This is a genomic window from Psychrobacter pasteurii (assembly GCF_900162815.1).
Taxonomy (GTDB): Bacteria; Pseudomonadota; Gammaproteobacteria; order Pseudomonadales; family Moraxellaceae; genus Psychrobacter; species Psychrobacter pasteurii.
In genome coordinates this window covers 1-20,170 of sequence record NZ_FUGD01000069.1, presented here as the reverse complement: position 1 = coordinate 20,170, position 20,170 = coordinate 1, and the positions used below count along the sequence as shown (strand labels likewise).

The window sequence follows — 20,170 nt, the reverse complement described above, 5'->3', positions numbered from 1 at the left end:
TATCAAACTTATTATTAAGTCGTTTTGTCCTTAACCTGCCTCTGCAAGGAAGCCGATATGTTCAAAAAAATCCTGATAGCCAACCGGGGTGAAATTGCCCTACGCATTGTCCGTGCCTGTAAACAAATGGGCATCCTCTCAGTAGCGGTGTACTCCGAAGCAGACAAAGACACCCTTGCGGTACGCTTGGCCGATGAGAGTATCTGTATCGGTCCTGCGCCCGCCCCAAAAAGCTATTTGAATCAAGAAGCCATTATTTCAGCGGCCTTGATTAGTGGTGCTGAAGCCATTCACCCTGGCTATGGATTTATGGCAGAGAACGCAGCCTTCGCTGAAGCGGTAACCGAAGCGGGACTGGTATTTATTGGCCCAACAGCAAAAAACATTCGTCAAATGGGCGATAAAGTAGAGGCCAAGCACCAGATGCTGCTAGCCGGCGTACCTTGCGTACCCGGCTCAGAGGGTGCCTTACCTGAAGAGCAAAGCGAGGTATTGGCACTGGCTAAAGAAGTGGGCTATCCCGTCATTATTAAGGCAGCCAGTGGCGGGGGTGGCCGCGGTATGCGCGTGGTGGAAAAAGAGAGCGATTTAATCAAAGCCATCTCCATGACCAAAAGCGAAGCGGAAGCCAACTTTGGCGATTCGGTCGTTTATTTAGAGCGTTATTTACAGAAGCCACGCCATATCGAGGTTCAAGTCTTGGCTGACACCCAAGGCCATGCCATTCATTTAGGTGAGCGTGATTGCTCAATGCAGCGCCGCCATCAAAAGGTGATCGAAGAAGCCCCTGCCCCTGGCATCACAGAAGAGCAGCGTCAACAAATTGGGGAGGCTTGCGTCACTGCCTGTAAAAGAATGGGCTATGTGGGTGCTGGTACGTTTGAGTTTTTATATGAAAATGGCGAGTTCTTCTTTATTGAGATGAATACCCGCATTCAGGTTGAGCACACCCTCACCGAATTAATCAGTAGTATTGATATTGTGCAAGCTCAAATCACGGTAGCAGCAGGCTTGCCTCTGCCTTATCAGCAGGGGGATGTTCAGCTGTCAGGTCATGCCTTTGAATGTCGCATTAATGCGGAAAACCCTTATACCTTTCTACCCACTCCAGGCAAGATCAGTTACTGTCACCTACCTGCAGGTATGGGCGTGCGTGTTGATAGCCATGTTGAGACCGGCTCGGTTATCCCGCCTTCTTACGACAGCTTAGTCGCTAAAATTTGTGTCCATGCCCCAGATAGACCCGCAGCTGTTAACTACATGCAAGCAGCACTCTCTGAAGCAAAGATTGAAGGGATTGATACCAACTTAGCTTTACACAAACGCTTGTTTGCTGATGAAGGCTTTAACCAAGGTGAGGTCAGTATTCACTATTTAGAACAGTGGATTGAGCAAAATATTTAAAGCCGCCTTATCCAACTTATACGCCCTAATCACCACCCCTTTTAAGGATTTGGAGCATGCCCAATTTGATTCGTAATGATGCTTTAGAAACTCACGACAAGCCCACTTGGCAGTTGTGTAGCGAGACCAACTTAACCCTGCATTTTGATAAGCCAATTACCTTACAAAAGCAGCAGCTGTGTTGGGCCTTAGCCGAGCATATTGGCAAATTGCCCACTGTCGCTGAAGTGGTTATTGGTATGAATACCTTAAGCGTCTTTACTCAGCCGTTAACTTTTACGGAACTCAACAGCTTAAAGCAGCAGCTAACCGAACTTAGCGAGCAGATTGATGGGCAAAGTATCGAAGGTAAACATGTTGAGATACCTGTGCAGTATGGCGGCGAGTATGGCCCAGACTTAAAGCCTATGGCACAGGCACTGGGCTTGTCTGTCGAAGAAGTGGTCAAGCTGCACAGTGAGGCGATTTATACGGTTTACTTTATCGGTTTTCAGCCTGGCTTCCCTTATCTGGGCGGCTTATCAGAGAAGCTGTATTTTCCAAGACGCGAGACACCGCGCACGAAAGTACCGGCAGGTTCTGTGGGCATTGGCGGTGAGCAAACAGGGGTGTACCCCTTCTCCTCACCCGGCGGTTGGCAGCTGCTCGGACGCACCCAAATGCCGCTGTTTGATTTGACCCAAAACCCGCCGACAGCGCTAAGCGCAGGAGACACCCTGCAGTTTACGGTACTCGATATTAATGACTAGTCAACGAGGGATAGGCCACTGATTATGAAGATTTTAGCCTCAAATGCCTTAGCCAGCATTCAAGACTTAGGACGCTTTGGCTTTCGCAGCCTAGGAGTGGGCACCAATGGCGCCATGGACCCTTGGGCATTACAAGCCGCCAATGCTTTGCTACAAAACCCTTTAGACACCGCAGCCATAGAGATTGCTTTAGGCAGCTTTAGCGTGCAATTTGAACAAGACACCTGCTTTTGTTTAACCGGCGGGCTATATGAAGCCTACCTCGATGAAAAGCGGGTTTATGGCTATTGGCGCATGACAGCCAAAGCTGGACAAACCCTAAAGCTAGTACGGCCCTTACAGGGTATGTATGCCTATCTGGCGGTGCAAGGTGGCTTTGATATCGAACCGGTTTTGGGCTCGAGCAGCACCAATACTAAGGCAGAGTTTGGCGGATGCAAAGGGAAGTTTTTAAGCCAAGGCAATCAGCTAACCCTTGCCAGCCCTAATAAAACTATTGACCTACCAAACAGTGAGATTGGCATAGCTGCCCTAAGCGCAGCACCCTCTAAACTTGACAGCCAAGTGCCACAAATCCGTGTGGTTGCCAATAGTGAGTACGACCAATTTACAGAAGCGGCGAAACAAAACTTTGAAAACCAGCTTTGGCGGATTGATACCAGCAGCAACCGCATGGGCTATCGCTGCGTTGGCGAGAGTTCGCTTGAGTTTGCCCAAACTTTAGAGATGAGCTCACATGGCGTGGCGGCTGGCATGATTCAAGTGCCACCACAAGGTCAGCCCATCGTACTGATGGCCGATTCTCAAACCACAGGGGGCTACCCTAAGATTGCCACTGTGATTGAGGCCGACCTTGGATTGATGGCACAGATCCGCTTTGGCCAAAGTTGTCAGTTTAAGAGGGTTTCAATCGAAGAAGCTATACGAGCCCGCCAAGACAGAGACCGTTATATCGAACGTATTAGGAGATATGCTCATGACCACTAATTTGCATCCCAACCAAGCCCAAAGTGTTGATTTAAATGCCGATGTGGCCGAAGGCTGTGGCCAAGATGCGGCCTTAATGGGTATCGTCAGCTCGGCCAACGTCAGCTGCGGTCTACATGCCGGCTCATATCAGCACATGCTTGAAACCTTAAAGCTGGCCAAACAGCATAACGTCCGAGTCGGGGCGCACCCAGGCTTTGATGACAAAGACAACTTCGGTCGCACCACACAAAATCTGCCGGAAGAAGAGTGCCGAGCCTTAATTCGTTATCAATTGGGCGCAGCAAAAGCTATGTGTGACTTTGTCGGCGTTGAGCTCAGCTATGTCAAGCCACATGGCGCTCTATACAACCAAGCGGCCAAAGATGAAACCTTGGCACAAATTGTCGTCTCTGAAGTCGAAAACTTTGACCCAAGCTTAGCCATTATGGGCTTGTCGGGCAGCTACTTGATTAGCGAAGCCAAGGCGCAAGGCTTAACCAGCATCTCTGAAGTCTTCGCCGATCGCAACTATGAAAGCGATGGCTCATTGGTCGCCCGTAGTAAAGACAATGCACTTATTACAGACCCGAAGCAAGCCACTGAGCACGCCTTACAAATGATTACTCAGGGCGTAGTGACCAGCGTCGATGGCGTCCAAGTGCCCGTTGAAGCGCAAAGCATTTGTTTGCATGGTGACAGCGAACATGCTGTGCAATTTGCCGCTGAAATTAAGCAGCAACTGCAACAACGAGGCATAACCATATCTGCCTAATTCTGTTAAAAAATGGCTGTATAACAGGCCATCTAAATCATTAACTCAACCCTAAAAACCGTTGCTTAAGGCTATTTCCCTTAACGCTAATCCATCACAAGGATGTTTATGACCGTATTAAAAAAGAACAACACCGCAATATTAGGGGCTGCCTTCTTAATGGCAACCTCCGCTGTGGGCCCAGGTTTTTTGACCCAGACCGCAACCTTTACCGAAAGCCTGATGGCCAGCTTTGGCTTTGTTATTTTAATTTCAATCATTATGGATATTGGGGTTCAGCTTAATATCTGGAGAGTTATTGCTGTCTCTAAATTGCGTGCGCAGGAAGTGGCCAACTTAGTATTCCCAGGTGTGGGGTATTTCTTAACCTTCTTGGTAGTATTGGGCGGCTTAGCCTTTAATATTGGTAACATCGGTGGTGCCGGCTTAGGTATGCAGTCGATGTTTAATATCTCCCCCATCACCGGCGCTTTAATAAGTGGCGTGATTGCGGTGGCCATTTTCTTAAGCCGTGAAGCGGGTCCTATGATGGACCGTTTCACTCAGCTTATGGGCTTTGTCCTATTGGTACTTATCATCTATGTGATGTTTCAATCAAACCCACCTTTTGCTGAAGCGGCAGCACGTACAATCATGCCAAGCGAAATTGATGCCATGGCGATTGTGACATTGGTTGGGGGTACGGTAGGTGGCTATATTACCTTCTCTGGCGCTCACCGTCTGTTAGAAGCCGGCGTAAGTGGTGAAGAAAACCTACCTTCTGTGACACGAAGCTCAGTGTCAGGTATTTTGGTCGCCTCTATTGTGCGGGTATTTTTATTCTTAGCCGTGTTAGGTGTGGTATCAAAAGGTATCGCCTTAGATCCTTCCAACCCTGCTATGTCACCGTTCCAGTACATTTTAGGTAATGCCGGTAAAGTAATTTTTGGTATCGTTATTTGGGCGGCCTCGATTACATCGGTCATTGGCGCTGCCTATACCTCTGTGTCGTTTATGAGCAACTTCCACCCTTTCATTGAGCGTAACAGCCGTTACTTTATTATCGGCTTTATTCTAATCTCAACCTTTGTATTTGCCACAGTAGGTAAGCCTGCTCAGTTATTGGTATTGGCCGGCACGCTAAACGGTTTGATTCTACCAATTGCGATGATTATTATCCTTATTGCCGCTTATCGCACCAATATCGTGGGCAGTTATAAGCATCCTATTTGGATTGCCGCTTTTGGTTGGGTTATTGCCATTATCATGAGTGTTTTAAGCGTGATGACCGTTGCCGAATATATTGCCGGTTAACTGTTAACTAAGGCCGCCGCTGTTCAGCCAAAGACTCCTTGTCTCAAACCAGGCCAGCGGCAGCTTTTTTAACTTAGTGGCTATTAAACTAAACATTAGCCGCTATGTAACAGGAGCCGCTCATTTAAGCAGTCAAATATTAAGCCATTAAAAAAAGGAAGCAACATGGATTTCAATACCCTTGAAGCTGTGGTCAAAAAAGTCGCCAACAGCTCTGTTCATCAGGTCACTGTCAGTGAAGGCGAACAGTCCATCACTGTGGTTAACAGCAGTCAATCCCAAGTCAATTCTGCTGCCCAGCCTGCTATGACTCAACAAAGCAGCCAAAATAACCCTGTAGCTAGCGCTGAATCTACCTCCAAACACATTGCGTCAACTTATGTGGGCTATGTGCAATTGGGTCAAGATGCCGCCGCAGCCCCTTTGGTAAAGCCAGGTGATACGGTGGAAGTTGGTCAAACTGTGGCTTATGTCGATGTTTTATCTAAGCTGATGCCTGTGCTGAGTGAGGTTAGCGGTTTGGTGGATAAGATTTTGGTAACTAATGGAGATAAGGTCGATTACGCCAAGCCACTTATTGAGCTACGTTGACTTCCTCCCCTCGCTAAACCGAGGGGATTCCTACATCTAGACGGTCAAGCCCGACCGCAAGGATATTCTTAGCAGCATTGATATCTCTATCATGCCATGTGCCACACTCAGCACAAGTCCATCCTCTTATTCGCAAACCTGCTCTACCTCTCGGACTACTGTCACTTATTTTGTAGCAGCACGAGCAGGTCTGGGTAGTGTAACTCTCATTTACCATCTCAAGCTGACAACCTGCATGCTTGCATTTATATTCCAGTTGTCGTTTGAGTTCAAACCAACCTGCATCGTATGTCGATTTAGCTAGCTTGGTTTTCTTATTGGTAAATGAGCGTGATTTAACATCACCAACCACAATTAAGCTGTTATCTTTAACAAGCTTTGTGGTAAATTTATGAATTAAGTCTAATCTTGTGTTTTTGATTTTGGCATGGATTGCTTTGACACGATTTTTATTCTTAGCACGCTGGGCTACTGCTAACTTATTCGCCCATTTTTGCGTTTGCTTAATAGTTAGCTTGTCACCATTTGAGGTGGTTGCAGACTCTTTTAAGCCCAAATCAATTCCAACGCTGCCCTTACCACTTACTTGCTTAGGAAAGTCTTTAACGGTGATACACGCATACCAACGATTACGACTGTCTTGTACTATCTCAAGCGTGTTAATTTGATATAGGCTTAGGTTGTAACTATCGAATACATCTATAATAAGCTTTTGACCTTTAGACAGTGATAGTTGAAGGGTTGATTTAAGTGCTTTCTTTCCCGTTTGTCTTGTGCTTATATACTTGATAGCAGACTTTTTAAAAGGTATCCAGCCCAGTGATTTACGCTTGGCATCAGGTCTATTAGTACGCCAGTTAAGTTTGGCCTTTTTAAACTGTTTGCGAGCCTTGGCGTGAGTCTCATTGATAGCTTGTAAGGTCTGACTGTGTAATCCTAAATACTCGCCACTTCCTTTGGTGTACTCACTTAGATCATAAGCACTAAAAAACTTACCAGTACGGTTTAAATGCTCAAAGCACAGCGCATTGACATAGTTCCACACAAAGTTCACCGAACCGCTTAGCTGATTCAGCTCTTTTATGTGCTTGTCTTTAATGCGTAGTTTTAGGGTTTTCATATACTTAGTATGGCAAGTTTAATTTTGACTTACAACCCTTTAACGACTTCTTACGACAGTGTGTGTCGCCTTATATCCACCCCCTGAAGTGGGTGGTTTTACGGCGACTGGTGATAAAACTTTATTAATAGTTGCAATAGTTATAACTTCTTTTTGGAATGTTTGAAATTGTTTAAATATTTCGATACCCTATGTTGCACAATTATTGCTGTCTATTTTTTGAACAAAGCTTAAACCAAGTTTTTGGACATCAAATAGTCAGTAGCTTGTTAGAGTCATAAAGGTCAGAACAACGCGCCTTAGTATTAGCTCTAACATCAATGCCTCTCGTTTATCTGACTGAGTTTGGTTAACAGACCAAACAACCCGTCAGCCAAACGGTGATGTTGTCAAAAAAGTATGAACACACCGCTCAACTTCGAGCCGGTGTGCTAAGCAATGTCAGTTTATTATACATATAAACTAAAGAAACATCTTAGCGTGTTCGATACGTATCCGATACTTACTGCTTTAGAGTATGTCATTTAGCCTAGCGGCGTATCTTTATACGATGCTTTTTGGCGCTTAAATTTTGTCAAAGCAAAGCTTTGGCAAACAGAGTTTTTGACGCTTTAAAAAAAGAAACACGCAAGATTTTATGTTGGTTTTAAATAACTTGTATGTGTGGTGAAAAAGCTCATATGAGTTCTAAACGACTAAGGATGCTTCAAATAACCACTTTTGAACAATAGGAGTGCCATCCTTTTTCTCTAACTTTTTCAAGGAGAACGGTTTGCAAACTCAAGAATTGTTTCAGTTTTCATCCTGGACAATCATTCTGATGATGCTGGTTTTTTATGGGGGTACTTACCTACTCTCATTAATCATTAAAAAAGACAAGGAGAGTACCTCAGGCTTTATGGTCGCCGGGCACGGTGTGGGCTTCGGCATGGGTGCTGCCAGTATGACGGCCACCTGGATTTGGGCGGCTTCATTTTATGCAGCAGCAACCTCAGGATATAAATACGGTCTATCAGGCCCTATCCACTACGGATTCTGGGGCGCCCTAATGATTCTATTTATTTATCCTTTTGGCATGCGCTTTCGCCAATTAGCACCAAACGGTCATACCTTGGGTGAATTGATTAATGCACGACATGGATCCTCAAGCCAATTAATCTTAGCGGTCTCAAACCTCATGGGTAGTTTAATTAGCTTGATGGTCAACTTCACCGCCGCTGGTGCTCTGGTTTCTGTACTTTCGCCGCTGTCCTTCCAAACGGGGGTTATTATCGCCGCGGTCGGTGTCTTAAGCTACACCTTAACCTCAGGTTTCCGAGCCTCAGTATTTACTGACTTTGCTCAATTAGTGGCACTAATGGCAATCGGTGTGGTCATTATTCCGGCCGTATTGTTCGCTATGGGTGGTCCACAAGCCATGTTCGATGGTCTACCGAACTTGACGGCACAGCAGCAAGACTTCTTCTCATCAGAAGCCTTTTTACAACAAGGTGCGCCCTACTTCGTAGCGGTTCTTGCTTATGCCATTGGTAACCAAACCATTACTCAGCGCTTGTTCGCTATCGATAAAACTAAGATTAAAGCCACGTTCGTTACCGCAACTGTAGGTTATGCTGGTATCGTGATTGGTCTTGGTATGATCGGTCTGATGGCATTAACCGTAGGTATTCAGCCTCTTGATGGCGATATGAACAATATTATCCCGCAAATGGTAAGTACCTACCTACATCCTATCTTTATTGCCCTATTCTTCATCTTAGTGATTGGCTCGCTGTCTTCAACGGCAGACTCAGACTTATCAGCTTTGTCTACTATTATGATGGCGGATGTGTATGGTAAAAACATTGCCAAAGACAACCCAAACCCTAGAAAGATGTTAGTTGTAGGTCGTGCAACCATGATTATTGCAACGGCACTGGGCTTAATCTTTGCTAGCTTGAAGTTAGACATTTTAGTGATGCTGGTCTTCGTTGGTGCTCTATGGGGTGCGGTTGTATTCCCAGTTATTGCCAGTGTGTTCTGGGATCGTGTGACCAACTTAGCGTTCACTGCTGCAGTAATTGTTGCGCTGATCTTCTTCTGTATCGCCCGTTTCGAGCTTATTCCTATTGAAGGCGGTGTGGCACTGCTGTTCGAAATCTTTGCTAGTGTGGGTGCTGCGGTAGTCATTGGCTTGATGGTCTTTGGATTCTTTGGCCGTAGACTAGGCTTTATCGCAGCCTTAATCACTTTAGTATTGATGCTCATCTATGCCACAGGCTTCTTGCGTGATTACGAAGTGCTATTGGCCTCATTAACTGCTTATGGGGTAAGTACTATCGTTTGTGTGGCCTTAAGCTTAATGAGCAATGAACGCTTTGACTTTGAATTAATTAAAGAGCGTGTGGGCAGTTATGATAAGCCACAAGGCAAGGCTCAAGGCGGTACTTCTGCACAACCAAAAGCCTAAACCTAGCTTTAGCAATTACTCAGGGCAATCGCACTACAAATTAATTTTAGCTACATTTTAATTAATTATTGACCTTTTACAGATGTTATCACCAACTTTCGGACGCAAATAACAAAAACACGAGATATATAAAAATATTTTAGTTATAGTTTCTAACTATTTAATCCTTTTAGTTTAGATAATCTAATTTAAAGCAGCTATTTTCTATAGTGCGATTGCCCTGATCAATTACTGACCACTGCTTTAAAGACAAGCTATATTGTGCTTAGATAGTGATTTAAGCTTTATCATCATTAATTATGAATTAAATGATTAAATAATAAGGAGATTATTATGAGTGCCTTTGCTTATGGCCTATATATCTTAATTTGGCCTGCAATCACATTGGCTGTACTAATAATAATTTGTACTGCTACTTATCGCGATGCTAAAAAAGCGAAAGCGGCAAACAAACGTATCGTGTAGTAGTCCATTAGTGATATCGACTTGCCTTTAAGTCGATATAAAAGCATACTTGGTTACGTCTCAAAGCGTGCTAAGTATGCTTTTTTTTCAGTTAAAAAACCCTTAAACCATCAAAAAACATAAGAAAATGCGAATATTTTCTCAAATACTCTCAAGCGACCCTTGTATTTTAATTTTTTTTTGGTATTATAGGTCACCTCAAATGGCTGGGTGGCAGAGTGGTTATGCAGCGGATTGCAAATCCGTGGACGCCGGTTCGATTCCGACCTCAGCCTCCAATTTTTTTAAAACTTTTAATAAGTTTAAGAAAAAAAGTGTTGACGAATATTAATTTTATGATAATATACGCGCACTTACAGAGTTCTCCACCAAGAACTCAAGTAATACAAGTTTTGCCCGGGTGGTGAAATTGGTAGACACAAGGGATTTAAAATCCCTCGCTAGCAATAGCGTGCCGGTTCAAGTCCGGCTCCGGGTACCATTACATAGTTCTATACTATCTTATAGAGTAGCCAAAGCCCCTGATATCAGGGGCTTTGCTGTATCTGACGTCCCATACTGTCTTTTAATATCTATCCCAATCCATGCATCTGATGTACACTACTATGTACACTGGAATTTAAATGTACATTGGGTGGCAGTCATGGGAACACGCAAGCCAATCAGCTCTGATCGCAGCATCAGCAGTCACAAGGCCGAAGACAAAGAATATCTAGTCTCTGTTAAACACCATCCGATGCTATATTTGATGGTCAGACCCAATGGTACTAAGTCTTGGCTTTATCGCTATAAGTCCCCTACCTTATCTAAAAACAAACGTATCTCACTGGGTGTCTACCCAAGTGTGTCATTTGCGCGTGCCTGTGAGATGTGGCGTGACTATGAAGAACTGCTTAGCCGTAATATCGACCCAAAAGACTATCGTGAAGAAGAAAAGAAAACACTATTAAGTAATACTAATAATAGCTTTAATCATTTTGCTTGGCAGTATTTTGATAGCTTAGATCAAACTCAAAAGAGTAATACACTTGTTCGTAAAAGAGGCCGACTTGAGCTGATTTGCTCATACATTGGTGATGAGCCGATCAGTGAGATCAGCTCGCCTAGAATGCTTGAGGTACTGTTAGACATTCAAGCCAACTCATTAAATAAGGCTGGCAAACCTACAGACAAAGCAGAACGCTGCGCAGGTATCGCCAGTGATGTATTTGTCTATGCTGGTGCTCGCGGCTTCTGTACAAGTAATCCTGCGGCGCTTATTAAAAGTCAGTTGGCTAAGTCAAGCTATGGTCATCGTCCTGCGATCACTAAGCCTAAAGAGTTCGCTAAACTACTGCGCGATATCGAAACTTTAGATGGTGATCTAAATACAATAAACTCGCTTAGGCTATTAACATTGCTGTTCGTGCGTAATGGTGACCTACGCCGTATGCGCTGGTCTGATATCGATCTAGATGCTGGCAGGTGGACATTAAAGCCACTAAAAGGACAAGGCAAGGTAAACATGGTCAAGGATATGGTCGTGCCCCTACCTCGTCAGGCCGTAGCTATCTTACGAGAACAGCAAAAGATCAATGGCCATACTCCATATGTGTTTTTTAGCCAGACGGCAAAAAAGCATCAGATTATCTCTGATGCAACGGCGAATAAGCGATTAAAGGATTTAGGTTATAAGGACGTTCACTGTGCTCATGGTTTTAGAGCGACAGCAAAGACCATCCTACAAGAGCAGCTAAAGTACCCGCTTGTGCTTGTAGAGATGGCATTGGGTCATACGACTAAAGATCCTAATGGCACTGCTTATGGGCGGTTTGAATACATTGACGATCGTAGCGAGATGATGCAAAACTGGGCGGATTATTTAGATGCTTTACGAGAAGGCAGAGATACCGCTAAGTTTAGAGCAGATGTAAAAGACGACACTGACTCTACTGCCCAACTAAAAGCGTTAATCGCAGAGTTGGGAGAGGATCAAGTGTTAGCTCTGTTGAAGAATAAGGCTTGAGCACCCCACCCGATTTTCAAATAAATTGAGAGATATAATATTAGCTAAAAAAGCCAAATCACGCACTTTTTTGGCCTGCCCACTGTTAAATTACTTATTAAACCAATAACGACTATAAACCCAATTAAGGACACTTATGCTCGACTTAGAAAGCAATCCTGCGCCGATAAAACAAAGCGAGATCAACAAAGCGGTTTGGAATGCGTGTGATACCTTCCGCGGTGTGATTAGCGCCGATACGTACAAAGACTTTATCTTGACCATGCTGTTTTTGAAGTATCTATCTGATGTGTACCGTGATGAATACAATACCTTGATGGACGAGTATGGCGATGCCGATTTGGTCAAAGAGCTGATGAGCAACCAGCGCTTTGTGTTGCCCGATGGTGCCAGCTTTTGGGATCTATACGAGCAGCGTCATCAGCCCGGCAATGGTCAGCGTATTGACGAAGCGCTACACGCGATAGAGGAAGCCAACGGTAATAAGCTCAAAAACGTCTTTCAAGACATCAGCTTTAACACCGACCGCTTGGGTAATGAGAAGAAGAAAAACGAGCTACTGCGTCATCTACTGGAAGACTTTGGTAAGCCGATGCTCAACCTTAGCCCATCGCGTGTGGGTAGCCTTGATGTGATTGGTAATGCCTATGAGTATCTGATTAAGCACTTTGCTGCCGACTCTGGCGCGAGTGCGGGCGAGTTCTATACCCCGCCTGAGGTGTCAAACCTGTTGGCGACTATCCTAAATCCTGTCGCGGGTGATGCGATATGTGACCCAGCCTGTGGCTCGGGCTCTCTGCTGATTAAATGCGGGGCGATGGCACGCAAAAACTCAGGCAGCAAAAACTATGAGCTGTTTGGACAAGAGGCGATTGGCTCAACGTGGGCACTGGCTAAAATGAATATGTTCTTGCATGGTGAGGACAACCACCGTATCGAATGGGGCGACACCTTGCGTCATCCACTATTACTTGATGATAAAGGCTCGCTACTGCGCTTTGATGTGGTGACTGCCAACCCACCCTTTTCACTAAGTAAATGGGGTTATGAAGATGCCGCCGATGATGAGCATGGCCGCTTCCATCGTGGTCTGCCGCCTAAGACCAAGGGCGACTATGCGTTTATCACTCATATGATTGAAACCCTAAAAAACGATACCGGTCGTATGGGCGTGGTGGTGCCGCATGGCGTCTTGTTCCGTGGCTCAAGTGAGGGCAAAATCCGTCAGCAACTGATTGAAGAAAACCTGCTTGATACGGTGATTGGCTTACCGGAAAAGCTGTTCTTTGGTACGGGGATTCCTGCGGCGATATTGGTATTTAAGAAGAATAAATCAGACGATACGGTACTGTTTATAGATGCCAGTTCGGATTATGAATCTGGCTCGAACCAAAACAAACTGACTGATGAGAATTTGGCAAAAATCATTGAAACCTATAACAACCGTGAGTTTGTCGATAAATATGCCTATGTTGCCAGTCTTGATGAGATTAAAGAGAACGACTTTAACCTCAACATTCCGCGTTATGTCGATACCTTTGAGCCTGAGGCAGAGATTGATCTTGTGGCGGTACGTCAGGAGCGTTTGGCATTGAAAGCGGAGCTGAGCTCTTTAGAAGATGAGATGGAAAACTATCTTAAGGAGCTTGGTTATGGTGCCTAATGGTTGGAGTAAACTTTCATTACAAGATCTGGTTTCAATTAATTATGGAAAATCTCCTAAAGAAATCATTGATGAAAATGGCATTTATGACATAGTCGGTACAGGAGGGATTACTGGCTCAACTAACAGCTACCTACATTCTGGACCTTCAGTCATTATTGGTAGAAAGGGTACTATTGATAAGCCACAATTTCTTGAGAAGCCTTTTTGGGCTATTGATACTACTTTCTATTGCCTCCCTTTAGACAGTAAAAAGCTTGATATGAATTGGTTTTATCAGCTTTCTCAAGTTATTGATTGGCGAAAATACAATGAAGCTTCAGGCGTTCCAAGTTTATCACGAGGAACTATTTATTCTATAAAAGTACCTACGCCACCTATTCAAGAACAGCAGAAAATCGTCAAAATCCTAACTATTTGGGATAAAGCGATTGATACTACTGAACGTTTGATTGATAACAGCAAACAGCACAAAAAAGCCTTGATGCAACAGCTATTGACCGGTAAAAAGCGTTTGCTTGATGATGAAGGGAAACGGTTTGAGGGTGAGTGGGAGGAAGTTATACTCGAAGACCACCTTGAAAGCTTTCAAAATGGCTATGCATTTAAAGCATCACATTATGAAGAGACTGGAATACCCATTATTACTATGGGCAATATAGGACTGGATGGAAAGTTCAATGAGCGATTAAGCAAAGTAAACTACTGGAGCTATGACAAAGCACTTGAAAGATATGAAGTTAATAATGGCGATTTACTAATTGCTATGACTGATGTTACGCCTGATAAAAACCTAATTGGTAGAATGACAATTGTAACTACTGATAAGACATTTTATCTAAATCAACGTGTCGGCTTAATCAAACCAAAACCCACTTTAGATAAGCATTTTTTAAGATGCCTCTCTAATGACGTGTGCTGGAGAAGATATTCACTAGCTGTGTCTGCGTCTGGTGTTCAAGCCAATATGAGCACAAAAGATATTAAAAATGGAACAATTAAATTACCCTCATTCAAAGAACAACAAAAAATCGCCGCCGTATTAACCAATGCCAATAAAGAAATCGAATTGCTGGAACAACAGCTTGCCGATTTACAGCAAGAGAAAAAGGCGTTGATGCAGGTGTTGTTGACGGGTAAGAAGCGAGTGCGGATTGATGGGTGATTTTGGCGTAGGGTGCTTTTTAAGCACCGATAAAATATAGAAGTAAAAAACTAAATATGAGCTGATTTTAAATAATTGAGGAATTATCTTTTGGAAAAGATGCAAAAGTGGTGTCTGAATGCATGTATTGACAGAAGTGTCAATACGCCGTATAATGTACGCAACATAACCGTCACGCTTAGTGCCCTCTGGGTAACGCGCAACCTTGGCGGTTTTTCTTTGTCTAAAATTTCTCTTTATGAGGTAGCTAAGCAATGTTAGTTACCTATGTCAAACCTCCTCTCACCTTTGCACAGCAAATTACACGTCTTGAGAAAAAAGGCATGTTTTTTGAAGACAAAGATCTTGCCGAAGCTAAGTTAGCCAGTATTAGCTATTATCGTTTAAGCGGCTATTGGTATCCCTTTCGAATTCGCAATGACCAAAATGTCGTTACCAGCCAATTTCAGGATGGAACGAACTTCAATGAAGTCGTGTCTCTATATGAATTTGACCGTAAGCTACGCTCTTTAATACTTGATGCCATCGAACGTGTTGAGATCGCTGTTAGGACTCAATTTACTTATCAAATGGGTCATAGATATGGTGCTTTTGGATATACTGACAAAGGTAACTTCCACTCTAAATTTGATCATCAAAAATGGCTTGGAAAAATACAAAACGAAGTAAGTTGGTCAACTGATGATTTCATCAAGCATTACAGTTTGAAGTATGCAGGCTTTCCAAAGGTTCCTATTTGGATGCTTACCGAAGTAATTTCACTAGGTGCATTGTCGGTTGGATATAGAGGTTTGATTAATAACCGAGCACAAGGGATTGAAGATAAAAAATTAATTTCTGACCATTTCAGCCTTCATCACAAAAAGCTTGGCGATTGGCTACATACTTTGACTTATGTTAGAAATATTTGTGCCCATCATGGTCGCTTGTGGAATCGCTCGCTAGCAATAAAACCAGATAGAACAAAAGAGGTAAACTGGCTACCACCAATGACCCCTAGAAATGACAGAATATTCTATGTTTTATTGATGTTGCGTCACTTATTAAAAGAGACTGGCAACGGAGATGATTGGGCAGTAGAAGTAAATAATATACTAGAGCCATTAGCTGCCGAGAGAAAATGGCGCTCAGCAATGGGTTTGCCTGAAAACTGGAGAGAGCACCCATTATGGAAATAACCTCTAAGAGAGCAATCAACTTCAAAGAAGAATTTAGCTCGAAGATTCCTGCCCTTACCCTACTGATGAATTTGGGCTATCGCTACCTCTCCCCTGAGGAATGCTTACAGCTACGCAGTCCTAAAAGCTCAAGTCTACAGGCACTAGCCAATAGCACCAATCAAGTGATGCTATTGCCTATACTGCGTGAGTTTTTAGCTGCTCAGACTTTTCCATTTGAAGGTCAGCAGCACCACCTGTCTGACGCTGGTATCGACAAGATCATCAGCGAGCTAAATCCTGCGATGAACCTAGGACTGACTCGTGCTAATGAGACGCTCTATGACGCCCTACTCTATGGCGTCAGCGTCACCGAATTTATCGATGGTAAACGCACCTCACCGACTATTCAGCTCATCGACTGGCAAAACATTGATAATAACGCCTATCACGTGACCGAAGAGATGGTGGTGCAAAACGCTGATGCGACGGGTAACGTCATCCCCGATATCGTCTGCTTTGTAAACGGCTTATCGCTGGTGGTGATAGAAGCCAAACGCCCCGATTCAAGCAACCCTCATCGATCCACCAATAGTCAAGCCATATCACAGCACATCCGCAATCAAGGGCAAAAGTACATTCCGCATCTCTTTGCCTACAGTCAGCTGCTGCTCGCTATCAATGGTCATGAGGGTTTATACGCTACCTGCGGCACCCCTGAAAAGTCTGGTCTAAATGGATCGAAGAAGAAATCAGCGAGACTGAGTTTCATCAAATAAAAAACCAACGCTTAGATGATCCTCAAATCGACCACTTGTTTGCACAGCGTAGCGCTGATGATAAACGTGAATATCAATCGCTGCTTGATGCAGGCTCGCTTGCCGTTACCGATCAAGACCGTTTGATTATCAGCCTACTGCGTCCCGACCGACTGCTCGATATGACTCGCTACTACACGCTGTTTGATAGTAAAGCAGGTAAGATCGTGGCGCGCTATCAGCAAGTCTTCGGCATCAAAGCCTTAGTTAAGCGCATCAGTCATTTTGACGAGCAAGGAAGCCGTGAGGGTGGCGTGATTTGGCATACCACAGGTAGTGGTAAGTCCTTTACCATGGTGTTTCTATCCAAAGCGCTGATTTGGCTTGAGGATCTTGCCAAGTGTCGTGTGTTTGTCGTGACCGACCGAATAGACTTGGAGAACCAAATCGCCCGCACCTTTATCTCAGCCGGTGCGCTGAGTGATAAAGATCGCCGCCTTGCCAAAGCGCTCTCTGGGCGTGACCTAGCCAAAAAGATCGGCAAGAGTAACGAGCGTATTATGTTCTCTATCATCAATAAGTTTGGTGCAGCGGCGCAATATGAAGAGTTTTACAACCCTAGTGAGAATATCATTGTCTTGGTTGATGAAGGTCACCGTAGCCAAAACGGTGAGAACAATATCCGTATGCAGCAGGCTCTGCCCAATGCCGCCTTTATCGCCTTTACGGGTACACCGCTGCTTAAAGATGATAAGACCGAAAACAAATTTGGCACCATCATTCACTCCTATACCATGCAGCAAGCGGTAGCGGATAAAACCGTCACACCCCTACTCTATGAAGAGCGCATCCCTGAGCTCAATACCAACGATGTCGCAATTGACAAATGGTTTGAGCGTATCACCCAAAAGCTCACCAGTGAGCAAAAAGCGGATCTTAAACGTAAGTTTTCCAAAAAAGGCCAAGTCTATCAAGTCGAAGGTCGTATAGAACTGATCGCTCATGACATCTCCGACCACTTCCAAAACTTTAAACAGCAAGGCTTAAAAGGTCAGCTGGCTTGTGATTCTAAAGTGTCTGCCATTCGCTATAAGCACGCTTTAGATGCCATTGGTAAGGTCAGCTCAGTCGTGGCTATGTCACCGCCTGATACTCGTGAAGGACATGAAGTCGTCGATGCCGAGAGTAAAGACATCGTCCAAAACTGGTGGCAGAATAACGTCGCGCCCAAATACGGTATGGACGATACCCAATATACCAAAGACATCATCGACGCTTTTAGTGAGGATGCTGGTCCCGATATTATGATCGTGGTAGATAAGCTGTTAACTGGCTTTGATGAACCAAAAAACACTGTGCTATATATTGACAAACCCCTAAAGAGTCATAACTTGATTCAGGCCATTGCTCGCGTTAACCGCTTACATAACAAAAAGCAGTTCGGTTATCTCATTGATTATCGTGGCATCCTAAAAGAGCTTGATACCACGATTGAAAAATACCAAGATCTAGCGGAACGTACCCAAGGTGGCTTTGACATTGAAGACTTGGCGGGTATGTACCATGCTATGGACTCTGAATACAAAAAACTGCCGATGCTGCACAAAAAGGTTTGGGCGATTTTTGCTGATGTGCCCAACAAACAAGATGGCAATGCCCTGCGTCAGTCGTTATCGCCTAAAATAGAAGATCGAGAGGGCGTCTTCATCGATACGCGCCTAAAAAAGCGTGATGATTTTTATGTCGCTTTGACTGAGTTTGCTAATGTGATGAAAGTGGCATTACAATCGGCCTCCTACTTTGAAGACAGCTTTTTTGAGGGTAAGCGAGAGCGTTATAAAAATGACTTAAAGGCCTTTATGGAGCTGCGTAAACAGGCGCGTGAAGATGCCAATGAAACCATCAACTTTGATGAATTTGAGGATGACATTCATAGCCTGCTCAATAAGCATATCGCAGGTATAGAAGTCAAAGAGCCTAAAGGCGCTTACCTAGTCGGTAACATGGGCAAGGACATCAAACCTGAAGCACTAAGTGATGATGAAGCGCGTAACCAAACTGACAAGATCACCAGCCGTGTCACTAAGATAATTGAAGAGGATTTGGCTGACGACCCTTATGCGCAAGAGCATTTCTCCAAACTTCTCAAAAAAGCCATTGAAGATGCTAAGGCCATGTTCGATGCACCAGTCAAGCAGTACATGATGTTTGCTGACTTTGAACAAGACGTCAAATCTCGCAAAGTGCCTGATGTTCCTAATGAGTTTATCGATGAATCAGGCAAACATAACAAGCATGCACAAGCCTACTTTGGGTTATTCAAACACTTATTTGATGCAAGCTTCTTAGAAGAAAACGACTTAGACAATGAATCACTGGTGAGCTGTGCCTATGATATCGATGAAGTCGTTAATAAAGCGGTGGCAGAGAACTCACTGAATCCGTCACAAATGGAAAAAGATATCAGGGTTGGACTGCTAAAGCTATTGTTCAAGGCTATCGGTACCGATAATACTAAAAAGCTGTCTGATAAAGTAATAGATATCACTCGCCATGGTATCTCTAGAGGCAACTAATCATGGCAAGTCGCTTAGAGCACACTACAGCAAACAATGACCAGCAGCCTATCGAAGATAGGAGGCTTACCAAAGCTTATGGTCTGCTGCACCATTTGCACTATGGACAAGACAAAATAAGCTATGAGGTGATACGGAAAGACAAATCTCGTAAGCTACGTATTAAGGTGCATCCTGATCAGCGCGTAGTGGTCACTGTACCGATGCAAGTGACAGATGAGTTTATACATAACTCGGTAAAAAAACGTGCTCGCTGGATATGGCAGCACGTGCAAGACTTTGCCAAGCAAAAAAGCGACGTGCTACCCAGACGCTATGTCAGTGGTGAGACCCAGTTCTATTTGGGCCGCAGGTACGTGTTAAAGGTTATTATCGACCCTGAGCAAGTCGCTGGTGTGAAGCTCATTCGTGGCAAGCTAACGGTTACCTTAACTCATGATGACAGTAATGCCAGTGACGGAAGCAATCGAGCCACTAAAATTAAGTCACTGTTAGATGGTTGGTATCAGACCAAGGCCAAAACGATATTCGCAGAGCGCCTTGCTGCCGTATTGCCGCAAGCCAATTGGGTAAATGGCTCCCCTACCTTTAAAATACTATCGATGAAAAAACAATGGGGCAGCTGCTCCACTCAAGGCAACTTAGTCCTCAATCCGCATTTGGTTAAAGCCCCCAAAGAATGTATCGACTACGTGATCTTGCATGAGCTGTGTCATATTGCTGAATACAATCACAGTGACCGATTCTGGCGACTGCTCACTCAGGTCATGCCTCATTGGAGAGAAGTTAAGACGCAGCTCGATAGCATGGCTGAGCTTTATTTGAATGAGTAATAGCTATCAAGAGAAAGCCCTAATGGTTAAAGTAAGGTACTCCCCAATGTCTAGACCAAATTATCATAAAATTAAGATAGAATTGGGTTGATAAAACGATTTATTATCCGAACTATTGTTAGCCAGATAAACCTGTGCAGGAGTATGGTAATCGAGCGACTGATGTAAACGCTCATGATTGTAAAACTCGAAATACTCTTT

The 20,170-nt window shown here is 44.1% G+C and carries 16 protein-coding genes, 2 tRNA genes and 1 pseudogene; 17 read left to right on the top strand and 2 right to left on the bottom strand.

The window, feature by feature from the left end:
• The first annotated feature begins 57 nt into the window (after positions 1-57).
• From accC to A1232T_RS05175, 6 genes are all read left to right on the top strand, one after another.
• A complete protein-coding gene (gene accC / locus A1232T_RS05200; RefSeq protein ID WP_077448427.1) occupies positions 58-1,404 on the top strand; it encodes an acetyl-CoA carboxylase biotin carboxylase subunit in 1,347 nt (448 codons plus the stop codon).
• Between the two features lie 56 nt (positions 1,405-1,460).
• On the top strand, positions 1,461-2,153 hold the full coding sequence (gene pxpB / locus A1232T_RS05195; RefSeq protein ID WP_077448426.1) for a 5-oxoprolinase subunit PxpB: 693 nt from the start codon (positions 1,461-1,463) through the stop codon (positions 2,151-2,153).
• 24 nt (positions 2,154-2,177) lie between these two features.
• Complete coding sequence (locus A1232T_RS05190; protein WP_077448425.1) at positions 2,178-3,140, top strand: 5-oxoprolinase subunit C family protein; 963 nt, start codon at positions 2,178-2,180, stop codon at positions 3,138-3,140.
• Positions 3,130-3,894, top strand: coding sequence for a 5-oxoprolinase subunit PxpA (pxpA, locus tag A1232T_RS05185; RefSeq protein ID WP_077448424.1), 765 nt, complete (start codon positions 3,130-3,132; stop codon positions 3,892-3,894). The genes A1232T_RS05190 and pxpA overlap by 11 nt, the downstream gene beginning before the upstream one ends.
• 108 nt (positions 3,895-4,002) lie before the next feature.
• Positions 4,003-5,187 carry an NRAMP family divalent metal transporter gene (locus tag A1232T_RS05180; RefSeq protein ID WP_077448423.1) on the top strand — a complete coding sequence of 395 codons (1,185 nt, stop codon included), beginning with the start codon at positions 4,003-4,005 and terminating at the stop codon, positions 5,185-5,187.
• Between the two features lie 165 nt (positions 5,188-5,352).
• Entirely contained in the window at positions 5,353-5,778 is a 426-nt protein-coding gene (locus A1232T_RS05175; RefSeq protein ID WP_077448422.1) for an acetyl-CoA carboxylase biotin carboxyl carrier protein, read from the top strand.
• Positions 5,779-5,791: 13 nt separating this feature from the next.
• On the opposite strand, the gene A1232T_RS05170 is transcribed toward A1232T_RS05175, so the two are convergent.
• Entirely contained in the window at positions 5,792-6,898 is a 1,107-nt protein-coding gene (locus tag A1232T_RS05170; protein WP_077448421.1) for an RNA-guided endonuclease InsQ/TnpB family protein, read from the bottom strand.
• Between the two features lie 787 nt (positions 6,899-7,685).
• Here A1232T_RS05170 and A1232T_RS05165 point away from each other — a divergent pair.
• The 11 genes from A1232T_RS05165 (at position 7,686) to A1232T_RS05125 (ending at position 19,969) form a co-directional block, all read left to right on the top strand.
• Positions 7,686-9,347: a sodium:solute symporter family protein gene (locus A1232T_RS05165; RefSeq protein ID WP_208606915.1), complete on the top strand. Its 1,662-nt coding sequence runs from the start codon at positions 7,686-7,688 to the stop codon at positions 9,345-9,347.
• A gap of 333 nt (positions 9,348-9,680) precedes the next feature.
• Positions 9,681-9,812, top strand: a complete 132-nt coding sequence (locus A1232T_RS14360) for a putative transporter small subunit (protein ID WP_244152388.1) — start codon at positions 9,681-9,683, stop codon at positions 9,810-9,812.
• A 204-nt stretch (positions 9,813-10,016) separates the two neighbouring features.
• A tRNA-Cys gene (locus A1232T_RS05160) sits at positions 10,017-10,090 on the top strand.
• Positions 10,091-10,206: 116 nt separating this feature from the next.
• Positions 10,207-10,293: transfer RNA gene (locus tag A1232T_RS05155), tRNA-Leu, on the top strand.
• A 162-nt stretch (positions 10,294-10,455) separates the two neighbouring features.
• Entirely contained in the window at positions 10,456-11,817 is a 1,362-nt protein-coding gene (locus A1232T_RS05150) for a tyrosine-type recombinase/integrase (protein WP_077448420.1), read from the top strand.
• Between the two features lie 136 nt (positions 11,818-11,953).
• Entirely contained in the window at positions 11,954-13,480 is a 1,527-nt protein-coding gene (locus A1232T_RS05145) for a type I restriction-modification system subunit M (RefSeq protein ID WP_077448419.1), read from the top strand.
• Positions 13,470-14,645: a restriction endonuclease subunit S gene (locus tag A1232T_RS05140; protein ID WP_167367040.1), complete on the top strand. Its 1,176-nt coding sequence runs from the start codon at positions 13,470-13,472 to the stop codon at positions 14,643-14,645. Before A1232T_RS05145 ends, A1232T_RS05140 begins: the two co-directional genes overlap by 11 nt.
• Before the next feature lie 254 nt (positions 14,646-14,899).
• Positions 14,900-15,823, top strand: coding sequence for an Abi family protein (locus A1232T_RS05135; protein ID WP_077448417.1), 924 nt, complete (start codon positions 14,900-14,902; stop codon positions 15,821-15,823).
• Complete coding sequence (locus tag A1232T_RS14555) at positions 15,814-16,581, top strand: type I restriction endonuclease (protein ID WP_341864614.1); 768 nt, start codon at positions 15,814-15,816, stop codon at positions 16,579-16,581. Before A1232T_RS05135 ends, A1232T_RS14555 begins: the two co-directional genes overlap by 10 nt.
• A gap of 35 nt (positions 16,582-16,616) precedes the next feature.
• Complete coding sequence (locus A1232T_RS05130; RefSeq protein WP_341864613.1) at positions 16,617-19,136, top strand: type I restriction endonuclease subunit R; 2,520 nt, start codon at positions 16,617-16,619, stop codon at positions 19,134-19,136.
• Positions 19,137-19,138: 2 nt separating this feature from the next.
• Positions 19,139-19,969 (top strand): M48 family metallopeptidase, encoded by an 831-nt coding sequence (locus A1232T_RS05125; protein ID WP_077448416.1) that lies wholly within the window; start codon positions 19,139-19,141, stop codon positions 19,967-19,969.
• A gap of 63 nt (positions 19,970-20,032) precedes the next feature.
• Here the strand turns inward: A1232T_RS05125 and A1232T_RS13685 are convergent.
• Positions 20,033-20,170 (bottom strand): annotated as a pseudogene (locus tag A1232T_RS13685) (IS3 family transposase); the annotation flags it as partial.

Excerpts from the sequence above, each read along its gene's own strand:
- accC (WP_077448427.1), top strand. The coding sequence starts at position 58 with ATGTTCAAAAAAATCCTGATAGCCAACCGGGGTGAAATTGCCCTACGC.
- pxpB (WP_077448426.1), top strand. The coding sequence starts at position 1,461 with ATGCCCAATTTGATTCGTAATGATGCTTTAGAAACTCACGACAAGCCC.
- A1232T_RS05190 (WP_077448425.1), top strand. The coding sequence starts at position 2,178 with ATGAAGATTTTAGCCTCAAATGCCTTAGCCAGCATTCAAGACTTAGGA.
- pxpA (WP_077448424.1), top strand. The coding sequence starts at position 3,130 with ATGACCACTAATTTGCATCCCAACCAAGCCCAAAGTGTTGATTTAAAT.
- A1232T_RS05180 (WP_077448423.1), top strand. The coding sequence starts at position 4,003 with ATGACCGTATTAAAAAAGAACAACACCGCAATATTAGGGGCTGCCTTC.
- A1232T_RS05175 (WP_077448422.1), top strand. The coding sequence starts at position 5,353 with ATGGATTTCAATACCCTTGAAGCTGTGGTCAAAAAAGTCGCCAACAGC.
- A1232T_RS05170 (WP_077448421.1), bottom strand. The coding sequence starts at position 6,898 with ATGAAAACCCTAAAACTACGCATTAAAGACAAGCACATAAAAGAGCTG.
- A1232T_RS14360 (WP_244152388.1), top strand. The coding sequence starts at position 9,681 with ATGAGTGCCTTTGCTTATGGCCTATATATCTTAATTTGGCCTGCAATC.
- A1232T_RS05150 (WP_077448420.1), top strand. The coding sequence starts at position 10,456 with ATGGGAACACGCAAGCCAATCAGCTCTGATCGCAGCATCAGCAGTCAC.
- A1232T_RS05145 (WP_077448419.1), top strand. The coding sequence starts at position 11,954 with ATGCTCGACTTAGAAAGCAATCCTGCGCCGATAAAACAAAGCGAGATC.
- A1232T_RS05140 (WP_167367040.1), top strand. The coding sequence starts at position 13,470 with ATGGTGCCTAATGGTTGGAGTAAACTTTCATTACAAGATCTGGTTTCA.
- A1232T_RS05135 (WP_077448417.1), top strand. The coding sequence starts at position 14,900 with ATGTTAGTTACCTATGTCAAACCTCCTCTCACCTTTGCACAGCAAATT.
- A1232T_RS14555 (WP_341864614.1), top strand. The coding sequence starts at position 15,814 with ATGGAAATAACCTCTAAGAGAGCAATCAACTTCAAAGAAGAATTTAGC.
- A1232T_RS05125 (WP_077448416.1), top strand. The coding sequence starts at position 19,139 with ATGGCAAGTCGCTTAGAGCACACTACAGCAAACAATGACCAGCAGCCT.